Raw genomic sequence first — 9,149 nt, 5'->3', positions numbered from 1 at the left:
CGGTGCTCACCGCACGGGCGGTGCGCGCGGCCGCCGGTGTCGCGCTCGCGGGGCGCGCCGGCGCCGAGGAGCTGGCCGCGCTGCTGTACCGCGCCGGGTCGGCGCCGGTGACCGAGCGGTGGGTGCGGCTGTGGCACCCCTCGCACGTCGAGCTGGCGATGCGCGACGCCGTGCGGTCGGCCGGCCTCGACGAGCGCTACCGCCGGCACGGCACCCCGCACTGGCACGCCATGGAGCGAGCCGACCTCGCCTGGACCGGGCGGGACGCGTTGCGGCACAAGGTCTACGTCAGCCCGGAGCCCGGGGAGCTCTTCGCCGCGCTGCACGCCGTGCTGGCCGCCGCCGTCGCCCTCGACGTGCCGGCGCTGAAGGTCGGCGCCACCACGCAGGGGGTGCTGCGGCCCGACGCGATCGTGCTCTACCACCGCTCTCCGGAGCACGCCCAGCAGGTCGCCGAGCGGATCGCCGCGGACGTCGACGGCCTGGCGGCGCGCGGCGTCCCCTTCACCGGTCAGGTCGGGCGCACCGGCGCGGTCTCGCGCGGCACCGACCCCTCGCACGGCTCGTGGCGCTCGGCGGTGACGACGGCGGTGGCCACGGCGGTGCTGCACGCCGCCCGCAGCGAGCGGACCGCTCGCGCCGGGTCGGCCGACCAGACGCACGGCGCCGTCGAGGCCGTCGTGGCGCGCACGCTGTCGACCATCGCCTCGTTCGGGCTCGACGTCACCACCTGGTGGCCGCCGCTGCGCGTGCCCCGCCGCCTCGAGGGACGCCGGAGCGCCGCGTGAGCACCCTCGTCGGGGCGGCGCACCGGCGGCACCGGCTGCCGGCCGACGTCGAGCTGGTGCCGGTCGACGACGAGCTGGCCGGCGAGGGGTTGTCATCGGGCGAGGTCGTGGTGCTGCGCGCGGGCTCGCGGGTGCGGCCCAAGGTGGTGCCGGTGGCGGCGCTGCCGCTGCTGGAGCGGCTGCGCACCCCCGGCACCCTCGCCGACGCGGTGGCCGACGTCGGGCGCACGACGGGCACCGACCCCTCGGCGCAGCCCGACGACGCGTTCGAGCTGCTCGTCGCGCTGGCCCGCAACGACCTGCTCGCCGTCGAGGGCAGCGAGGCGGCGCGCGCGAACGCGCCGCGGCACCGGGCCGGCGAGCGGTGCGGCCCCGCCGAGCTGCTCGACCCGGTGCGCTGCCTGCACGACGGCGAGGTGTGGCGGGCCCGGCACGTCGCGCCCGGCACCGACCCGAGCCGTGACGGCTCGCTCGCGGTGAAGTGGGTGCACGCCGGGCTGGTCGGCTCGTCCCTGCTGGCCCGCGAGGCCACGGTGCTGCGGGAGCTGCGCGAGCGGGCGCCGGGGCTGGCACCGGTGCTGCGCTGGTGCCGGCTCGAGCGCCTGACGGCGGCCGACGACCCGGGCGCGGCGAGCGGGGCGCTGGCGACGGACTGGCTGCCGGGTGCGCCGCCCGACCAGGTGGCCTGGCGGCTGCAGGCGGCGGGCGGTCCGCTGGCCCGGCTGCAGGTGCGGCGGCTCGTCGTCGCCGTCGCCCGCGCCTACGCCCGGCTGCACGCGGCCGGCGTCGTGCACGCCGACGTGCACCCCGGCAACGTCCGCGTCGAACCGGACGGGTGCGGGTGGCGGGTGCGGCTGCTCGACCTCGGCCTGGCTCGCCTGGACGACGGCGCCTGGGGCACCGCACCGCGAGCTGCTGGCGGCGAGTACCTCGACCCCGAGGCCGCGCGGGCGCTGCTGTCGGGCGAGCCGGTGCCGCAGGCCGACGCCTGTTCGGAGCAGCACGCGGTGGCCGCCCTCGCGTGGCGGCTGCTCACCTGCGGCCCGGCGATCCCCGAGCGGGCCGACCGGCGCGGGTTCCTGGCCGACGTGGCCATGGGCGAGCGGCCGGTGCTGGCCGACTGCGGCGCGCCGCCGTGGCCGACCGGCGAGGCCGCGCTGCGCCGGGCCCTCTCACCCGACCCGGCGCTGCGGTACCCCGGGCTCTACGCCCTCGCCAGCGCGCTGGAGGCCGGGCTGCACGAGGCGCTGCACGACCCGCTCGTGGCCGACGCCGGTGACGGCCTCGCTGGCGCCGGTCGGCGCCTCAGTCCTCGCCGCTGAGCACGTCGTGCGTGCCCGGCCGGTGCTCGTCCTCGTGCGGGACGTCGGTCGTCGGGTCGCTCGGGCTGAGCAGCCGCTCGAGCAGCGCGCCCTCGACGCGGCGGAACAGCCGCCGCTCGCGGTGCCGGTCGAGCACGGCGACCTCCAGCTGCTCCGGCCCGAGCTCGCGGGGGTCGCCCCCGGCCGGGTCGGCCGCGAGCAGCTCGACCGCCAGGGCCAGCGCCTCGCCGAGGGTCAGGTCGGCGCGCCAGCGCTCGCTCAGCGCCGTGGCGATCGGCTCGGCCGCGCCGCCCATCGCGACGAAGCCCTGCTCGTCGGCGACCGACCCGTCGTACGTGAGCCGGTAGATCTGGTCGCGATCGGGCACGCTGCCGACCTCGGCCACCACGATCTCGACCTCGTACGGCTTCGACTCCTGGGTGAAGACGCTGCCGAGCGTCTGCGCGTAGGCGTTCGCCAGCCCGCGGGCCGTGACGTCGCTGCGGTCGTAGGAGTAGCCGCGCAGGTCGGCGTAGCGCACGCCGGCGACCCGCAGGTTCTCGAACTCGTTGTACTTGCCGACCGCGGCGAACGCGATGCGGTCGTAGATCTCGCTCACCTTGTGCAGCGCGCGCGACGGGTTCTCGGCGACGAAGAGGATGCCGCCGTCGTACGCGAGCACGACGACGGAGCGGCCGCGGGCGATGCCGCGCCGGGCGTAGTCGGCGCGGTCCTGCATGAGCTGCTGGGGCGAGACGTAGAACGGCTGGCTCATCGCGCGGCACCCCCGCCCGGCACGTCGGTGCTCGCGCCGCCCGGATCACCGCGGCGTCCGGCGAGCACCCGCTCGACCACGTCGCCCAGCGCGTCGTCACCGACCCGGCGGTACCCCTCGGCGTCGACCACGGCGACGACCGGCCAGATGCGCCGCTCGACGTCGGGCCCGCCGGTCGCGCTGTCGTCGTCGGCGGCGTCGTACAGCGCCTCGACCACGACGCGCACCGCGCCGTCGGCGTCGAGGCCCGGCCGCCAGAGCTTCTTCAGCGACCCGCGCGCGAACAGCGAGCCCGACCCGACGCTGTGGTGGTCGCGCTCGGCGTAGCAGCCGCCCGCGGGGTCGTAGCTGTAGATGCGACCGCGACCGGCGCGCACGTCGTACCCGGCGAACAGCGGCACCACCGTGAGCCCCTGCATGGCCAGTCCGAGGTTGCCGCGCACCATCGTGGCCAGGCGGTTCGCCTTGCCCTCCATCGACAGCAGCGTTCCCTCGAGCTTCTCGTAGTGCTCGAGCTCGACCTGGAACAGCCGCACCAGCTCGATCGCCAGGCCGGCGGTGCCGGCGATCCCGACGCACGAGTAGTCGTCGGCGGCGTAGACCTTCTGGATCTCGCGGTGCGCGATCATCGACCCCGCCGTCGCGCGTCGGTCACCCGCCATCACCACGCCGCCGTCGAACTCGACGGCGACGATGGTCGTGCCGTGCGGCAGGTCGGGGACGGCGCCCGGCGGCAGCGCCCGGCCCCCCGGCAGCAGGCTCGGGTCGTGCGACGACAGGAACTCGCTGAACGACGACGACCCCGCCGCCACGAAGGCGTCAGGCAGTCGAGACGGTGGCGATGAGGTCACGTCGCGACCCTACCCGCCGGCCCCGACACCCGACCTCGCCTCGGCTCGCAGGCGTGCCAGAAGACCTCCGTCGTCAGGGGCTGTCGGTCGCCCGTCCGGCAGCGTCCACGGCTGCTTCGCCGGCTCGCCCGCCCTCGGGTGGGGTGGGGCCCAGCGCCGGTCCGTCACGAGGCTCCCGTCGGGAGCCGGCGACGGCGCCTCCAGCGTGCCCTCGACGTACTCGATGGCGCGGCGCAGCCGGGCGACGTCGTCGGCGAAGTTGCCGAGACCCGCGTTGCAGGTGAAGCAGAGCAGACCCCTCACCGCACCGCTGACGTGGTCGTGATCGACGTGGGGTCGTTCACCGAGCGAACGGCGGCAGATCGGGCACGTGCCGAGCTGTGCCTCGAGCGTCTGGTCGGCCTGCTCCGCCGAGATCCCGTACCGCCGCTTCAGGTGGTAGTGCCGACTGCCACCGTGGACGCGCCGCCGGCTCTCGGTGACGCGGTCGCGCTGATGCGGCTTGCAGTAGGCGGCCAGCCCCGACGCGGTCGAGCGGTTGGCACCGAAGTCCGTGAGCGGCCGGAAGTCCTTGCAGTCCGGACACCACTGGGTCCCGGCCGGCGCGACGCGCGCCTCGCGGACCGTCTTGCCCTCTGCGGCCCGACGACGTCGGTAGGAGGCGGCACGGATCTCGCGGAAGCACGGCCGGCAGAACTCCGCCAGACCGTCCGGCCGTGAGGAGTTGCGCCCGAAGTCCGACAAGGGAAGGTCTCCGGCGCACCGAGGACAGCCCTTCCGTTCGGATGGGGTCATACCGGTCATTGACCCCCTTTCTGCACAAAGCTGCGCACAAAATCTTCTGCGTTGGCCTCGAGGACCTCGTCGATCTCGTCGAGCACCGAGTCGATGTCGTCGTCGAGGCCCTCCTTGGTCGCGGCGCCCTGGGGCGCCGCGGGGGCGGGGACGTCGTCGGGCTCGTCCTCGCGCCGCTGGGGACGCGTCTGCTCCTGACCGGCCACGGGCCACCTCCAGAGGTGTTGCTGGGACCTGCGTCCACCCTACGTCGAGCGACCTCAGCGCGCGGCGAGCGCCGCCATCAGGTCGGCCGCGGTGTCGCTGGCGTCGATGAGGTCGCCGACGCTGTCGCGGCCGCCGCGCAGGGGCTCGAGCATCGGCACGCGCTGCAGGGAGTCGCGGCCGGGGAGGTCGAAGATCACCGAGTCCCACGACGCGGCGGCGACGTCCTGGCCGTACTTGGCCAGGCAGCGACCGCGGAAGTAGGCGCGGGTGTCCTCGGGCGGCTGCTCGACGGCGTCGGCGGCCTGGGCGTCCGTGACCACGCGCTCGATGCGGTCGCGGGCCAGCAGCCGGTGGTACAGCCCTTTCTCGGGGCGCACGTCGCTGTACTGCAGGTCGATGAGGCCGAGCCGCGGAGCGTCCCAGGGCAGGCCCTCGCGGTCGCGGAACCCGTTCAGCAGCGCCAGCTTGGCGACCCAGTCGAGCTCGCGCGCGCACTCCATCGGGTCGCGCTCGAGCCGGGTGAGCACCGACTCCCAGCGCTGCAGCACCTCGACGGTGTCGGCGTCCGCGTCCGCACCGAAGCGGTCGTCGACCCACGCGGCGGCCTGCTCGAGGTAGGCCCACTGCAGCTGGACGCCGGTGAGCCGGCGGCCGTCGCGCAGCGCGACCGTCGTGCGCAGCGACGGGTCGTGCGAGATCGCCTGCAGCGCGGGCACGGGACGCTCGAGCGCGAGGTCGGTGTGCAGCGCCCGGTCCTCGATCATGGCCAGCACGAGGGACGTGGTGCCGAGCTTGAGCAGCGTGGCGACCTCGGCGAGGTTCGCGTCGCCGACGATGACGTGCAGCCGGCGGTAGCGGTCGGCGGCGGCGTGCGGCTCGTCGCGGGTGTTCACGATGGGGCGCTTCAGCGTGGTCTCGAGCCCGACCTCGACCTCGAAGAAGTCGGCGCGCTGGCTGAGCTGGTAGCCCTCGGTGTCGCTCTCGGTGCCGATGCCGACCTTGCCGGCGCCGGTGACGACCTGCCGGCTGACGAAGAACGGCACCAGGTGGCGCACGATGTCGGCGAACGGCGTCGCGCGGCTCATCAGGTAGTTCTCGTGGGTGCCGTAGGAGGCGCCCTTGCCGTCGGTGTTGTTCTTGTAGAGGTTCACCGGCTGCTGACCGGGCGCGTCGGCGAGGGCGCGCACCGCCGCGAGCATGATCCGCTCCCCCGCCTTGTCCCACCGGACGGCGTCGCGCGGCGAGGTGACCTCGGGCGAGGAGTACTCCGGGTGGGCGTGGTCGACGTACAGCCGGGCGCCGTTGGTGAGGATGACGTTGGCCAGCGTGGGGTCGTCCACGTCGGTCAGCTGCGAGGGGTCGGCGGTGCGCCGCGACAGCTCGAAGCCGCGCGCGTCGCGCAGCGGGGCCTCGTCCTCGTAGTCCCAGCGGGCACGGCCGGCCCGGCGCCCGAGCGGCTGGGCGTAGGCGTTCACCACCTGCCCCGACATGAGCATCGGGTTGGCCTCGGGCTCGCCCGGCCGGGAGACGCCGTACTCGGTCTCGATGCCCATGACGCGTCGCACGCTCACCCGCCCGAGCCTACGTGCCGGGCCGGGCGCCGCCCCGGCAGGTGTCGCACCGACCCCATAGGGTGCCGCTGTGCCGGACGAGCTCGTCGCCCTCTACGACCCGCAGGTGCCGGCCGACGCCGAGCCGCGGGTCGTGGGCTCGGCGACCCGTTCGCGGGTGCGCGCCGAGAACCTCCCGCACGCGGCGACCGCGGTGCTGCTGCGCGACGGCGACGGGCTGGGCGCCGGCGTCTACGTGCACCGCCGCACCGACACCAAGGACGTCTGGCCCGGCCGGTGGGACTGCTTCGCCGGCGGGGTCGTCGGCGCCGGTGAGCTGCCGGACGACGCCGCCGCGCGCGAGCTCGCCGAGGAGCTCGGCGTCCACGACGTGCCGCTGCGCCGTCTCGACCGCTTCTGGTTCCAGGACGCGTCGTCGCACCACCTGGTGCACGTGTACGACGCCGTCCGTCCGGCCGGTGCCGTGGTGCGGCACCAGCCGGAGGAGGTCGCCGAGGGCGGGTGGCGCACTCTCGACGAGCTGCGCGCCCTGCTCGCGTCCGACGCCCCGTTCGTACCCGACGGCCGCGTGGCCGCCGAGCGGCTGCTGACCCACCCGGAGCTCACGTGAACCTGCGCACCCGCGCCGTCCTGCGCCTGATCGAGGGGTTCGACCGCACGGAGGTCGTCGACGCCACCCCGGCCCAGCGCGCCGCCAGCCGCCGCCGCCGCGCGCCCGAGGTGTTCCCCTTCGACCGCGTGTTCGGGCGGGTGCCGCGCGGCACGCTGCGGCGCGACGAGCTGGCGCCCACGCCGTCCGGCCCGGTGCGGGTGCGGTTCGTCGAGCAGGCCGACCGCCGCACGCCCGGCCCGATGATCGTCTTCGTGCACGGCGGCGGGTGGGTGCAGGGCGGCGTGCGCCGCTACGACGCGCTGTGTGCGCAGCTCGCGGCCCGCACCGGTGCGCTGGTCGCCTCGATCGACTACCGGATGGCGCCCGAGCACCCCTTTCCCGCGGCGGTCGACGACTGCGTCTCGGTGACGTCGTGGCTGGTCGACGAGGCCGGGCAGCTCGGCGTCGACCCGGCGCGGATCGCGGTGGCGGGCGACAGCGCCGGCGGCAATCTCGCCGCGGTGCTCGCCCAGCACGCGCGCGACCACGGCGGACCGGCGTTCGTGCTGCAGGCCCTGCTGTACCCGGCCACCGACGCGACCCTGTCGTCGCCGTCGATCGCCCGCAACGCGCACGCGCCGGTGCTGACCCGCCGCGACGTCGAGGGCTTCCTGCACCTGTACCTCGGCGACGGCGACCCGACCGACCCGCGGGTGTCGCCGCTGCTCGCGCCCTCGCTGGCCGGCCTGCCGCCCGCCCTGGTGCAGACCGCCGAGCTCGACCCGCTGGCCGACGACGGGTCGCGGTACGCCGAGCGGCTGCGCGCCGAGGGCGTGCCCGTGCGGCTGACCGAGTACGTCGACACCCCGCACGGCTTCCACTCCTTCCCCGGCGGCGTGCCGGTCGGCGCGCAGGCGCTGGCCGAGCTGGTCACCGCGCTGCGCGAGGCGTTCGCGTGACCGGCGGACGGCGGGTGCTCGCGGCCGCCGCGGCGGACGTCGTGTGCGTCGTGGCGTTCGCCGCGACCGGGCGGCGCAGCCACGCGGAGGGGCTCGACCTGGTCGGCACCGCGGGCACGGCGGCGCCGTTCCTCGGTGGGCTCGCCCTCGGCTGGCTGGCCGGGCGCGGGTGGCGCGAGCCGCTGTCGCCGCTGCGCACCGGCGTGCCAGCGTGGGTCGGCGCCGTGGCCGGCGGCATGGTGCTGCGCCGGGTGACCGGCGAGGGCACCGCACCGTCGTTCGTCGTCGTGGCCTCGGTGGTGCTGGGCGCCACGCTCGTGGGCTGGCGCGGGGTCGCGGCCGCGGTGCGCCGACGGAGCGCGTCGTGACGCTGCTCGACCGGCTCGACGAGGTGCACGGCCTGCTGCACGAGGCCGTGCTCGGCGGTGCCGCGCTGGGGTGGCTCGAGCCCCCGTCGCGGGACGAGGTCGCTGCGCGGCTGGCCGACCTCGACGCGCGCCTCGCGACCGGTGACGCCGGCGTGCGCGTGGTCGAGGACGGCGGCGCGCTGGTGGCGCTCGGCTTCTGGCGGCGGCGGTCGCGGCCGTCGCTGGCCGGCAGCGCCGAGCTGGAGAAGCTCGTGGTCGCCGACGCGCACCGCGGGCGGGGCCTGGGCGGCCGGCTGGTCGACGCGCTGCTCGCCGACGCGGCGGCGACCGGCGTCGAGGTGCTGACGCTCGACGTGCGCGCCGACAACGCGCGGGCGGTCGCGCTCTACGAGCGGCACGGGTTCGTCGTGGGCGGGCGGGTGCCGGGCATCGTGCGCTGGGGCGACCAGCGGTTCGACCTGCTGACGATGTTCGTGCGTCCCGGCCTCAGCGCGGCGCTGCCGGACGCCACCGCCGAGCACCTGTGCGGTTGGGTGGTGCTGCGCCGCCCCGACGACGGCCGGGTGCTGCTGGCCCGCCGGTCCGGCGTCCTGTACGGCGAGGGGCTGTGGGGGCTGCCGGGCGGGCACGTCTCGCGCGGCGAGCGGTACGTCGTGGGCGCGGTGCGCGAGCTGGCCGAGGAGGTCGGCGTGCTGGTCGACGTGGAGGACGCGCGGCTGCTGGGCGTGCAGCGCTACGAGGAGGCGCAGGCGTCCGGCGTCGACTGCTTCTACGTCGCCGAGCGCTGGCGCGGTGAGCCGGCGCCCGTGGCGGAGTGCTCGGAGGTCGCCTGGTTCGACCCGGCCGACCTGCCGCCGGACGCGCTGCCCTGGCTGGCCGGCACGCTGCGCACGCACCTACTCGACGGGACGCCGTTCAGCGAGGTGCTCGAGGGCTGAGCCG

11 protein-coding genes are annotated in these 9,149 nt (G+C 76.1%); 6 read left to right on the top strand and 5 right to left on the bottom strand.

Annotation, left to right across the window (positions count from 1 at the left end):
* Both ACYVI6_RS05125 and ACYVI6_RS05120 read left to right on the top strand, forming a co-directional pair.
* Positions 1 to 788, top strand: a 788-nt coding sequence (locus ACYVI6_RS05125; protein WP_460445333.1) for a hypothetical protein, incomplete at its 5' end; no start/stop codon positions are given.
* A complete protein-coding gene (locus tag ACYVI6_RS05120; RefSeq protein ID WP_460445332.1) occupies positions 785 to 2,110 on the top strand; it encodes a protein kinase family protein in 1,326 nt (441 codons plus the stop codon). The genes ACYVI6_RS05125 and ACYVI6_RS05120, both read left to right, overlap by 4 nt.
* On the opposite strand, the gene prcA is transcribed toward ACYVI6_RS05120, so the two are convergent.
* Genes prcA through dop form a run of 5 tightly spaced genes read right to left on the bottom strand, consistent with a single transcriptional unit; the run spans position 2,094 to position 6,288 of the window.
* Complete coding sequence (prcA, locus tag ACYVI6_RS05115) at positions 2,094 to 2,864, bottom strand: proteasome subunit alpha (RefSeq protein WP_460445331.1); 771 nt, start codon at positions 2,862 to 2,864, stop codon at positions 2,094 to 2,096. The genes ACYVI6_RS05120 and prcA overlap by 17 nt on opposite strands.
* Positions 2,861 to 3,715 (bottom strand): proteasome subunit beta, encoded by an 855-nt coding sequence (gene prcB, locus ACYVI6_RS05110; RefSeq protein WP_460445330.1) that lies wholly within the window; start codon positions 3,713 to 3,715, stop codon positions 2,861 to 2,863. Before prcB ends, prcA begins: the two co-directional genes overlap by 4 nt.
* Positions 3,716 to 3,724: 9 nt before the next feature.
* Positions 3,725 to 4,519 carry an endonuclease VII domain-containing protein gene (locus ACYVI6_RS05105; RefSeq protein WP_460445329.1) on the bottom strand — a complete coding sequence of 265 codons (795 nt, stop codon included), beginning with the start codon at positions 4,517 to 4,519 and terminating at the stop codon, positions 3,725 to 3,727.
* Entirely contained in the window at positions 4,516 to 4,716 is a 201-nt protein-coding gene (locus ACYVI6_RS05100; RefSeq protein WP_460445328.1) for a ubiquitin-like protein Pup, read from the bottom strand. Before ACYVI6_RS05100 ends, ACYVI6_RS05105 begins: the two co-directional genes overlap by 4 nt.
* 54 nt (positions 4,717 to 4,770) lie before the next feature.
* On the bottom strand, positions 4,771 to 6,288 hold the full coding sequence (gene dop / locus ACYVI6_RS05095) for a depupylase/deamidase Dop (RefSeq protein ID WP_460445327.1): 1,518 nt from the start codon (positions 6,286 to 6,288) through the stop codon (positions 4,771 to 4,773).
* A 70-nt stretch (positions 6,289 to 6,358) separates the two neighbouring features.
* Between dop and ACYVI6_RS05090 the strand changes: the two genes are divergently transcribed.
* From ACYVI6_RS05090 to ACYVI6_RS05075, 4 genes are read left to right on the top strand one after another with little or no spacing between them, the layout of a single operon-like run.
* Positions 6,359 to 6,898: an NUDIX hydrolase gene (locus ACYVI6_RS05090; RefSeq protein WP_460445326.1), complete on the top strand. Its 540-nt coding sequence runs from the start codon at positions 6,359 to 6,361 to the stop codon at positions 6,896 to 6,898.
* Positions 6,895 to 7,839 (top strand): alpha/beta hydrolase, encoded by a 945-nt coding sequence (locus ACYVI6_RS05085; RefSeq protein ID WP_460445325.1) that lies wholly within the window; start codon positions 6,895 to 6,897, stop codon positions 7,837 to 7,839. Before ACYVI6_RS05090 ends, ACYVI6_RS05085 begins: the two co-directional genes overlap by 4 nt.
* Positions 7,836 to 8,207: a DUF3054 domain-containing protein gene (locus tag ACYVI6_RS05080; protein WP_460445324.1), complete on the top strand. Its 372-nt coding sequence runs from the start codon at positions 7,836 to 7,838 to the stop codon at positions 8,205 to 8,207. The genes ACYVI6_RS05085 and ACYVI6_RS05080 overlap by 4 nt, the downstream gene beginning before the upstream one ends.
* A complete protein-coding gene (locus ACYVI6_RS05075) occupies positions 8,204 to 9,145 on the top strand; it encodes a GNAT family N-acetyltransferase (protein WP_460445323.1) in 942 nt (313 codons plus the stop codon). Before ACYVI6_RS05080 ends, ACYVI6_RS05075 begins: the two co-directional genes overlap by 4 nt.
* Positions 9,146 to 9,149: the final 4 nt, after the last annotated feature.

Source organism: Angustibacter aerolatus (assembly GCF_054776675.1).
This window is presented reverse-complemented; position numbering and strand designations above follow the sequence as displayed.

Bases quoted from the DNA above. Each gene is read 5' to 3' on its own strand.
- prcA (WP_460445331.1), bottom strand. From the start codon at position 2,864: ATGAGCCAGCCGTTCTACGTCTCGCCCCAGCAGCTCATGCAGGACCGC.
- ACYVI6_RS05105 (WP_460445329.1), bottom strand. From the start codon at position 4,519: ATGACCGGTATGACCCCATCCGAACGGAAGGGCTGTCCTCGGTGCGCC.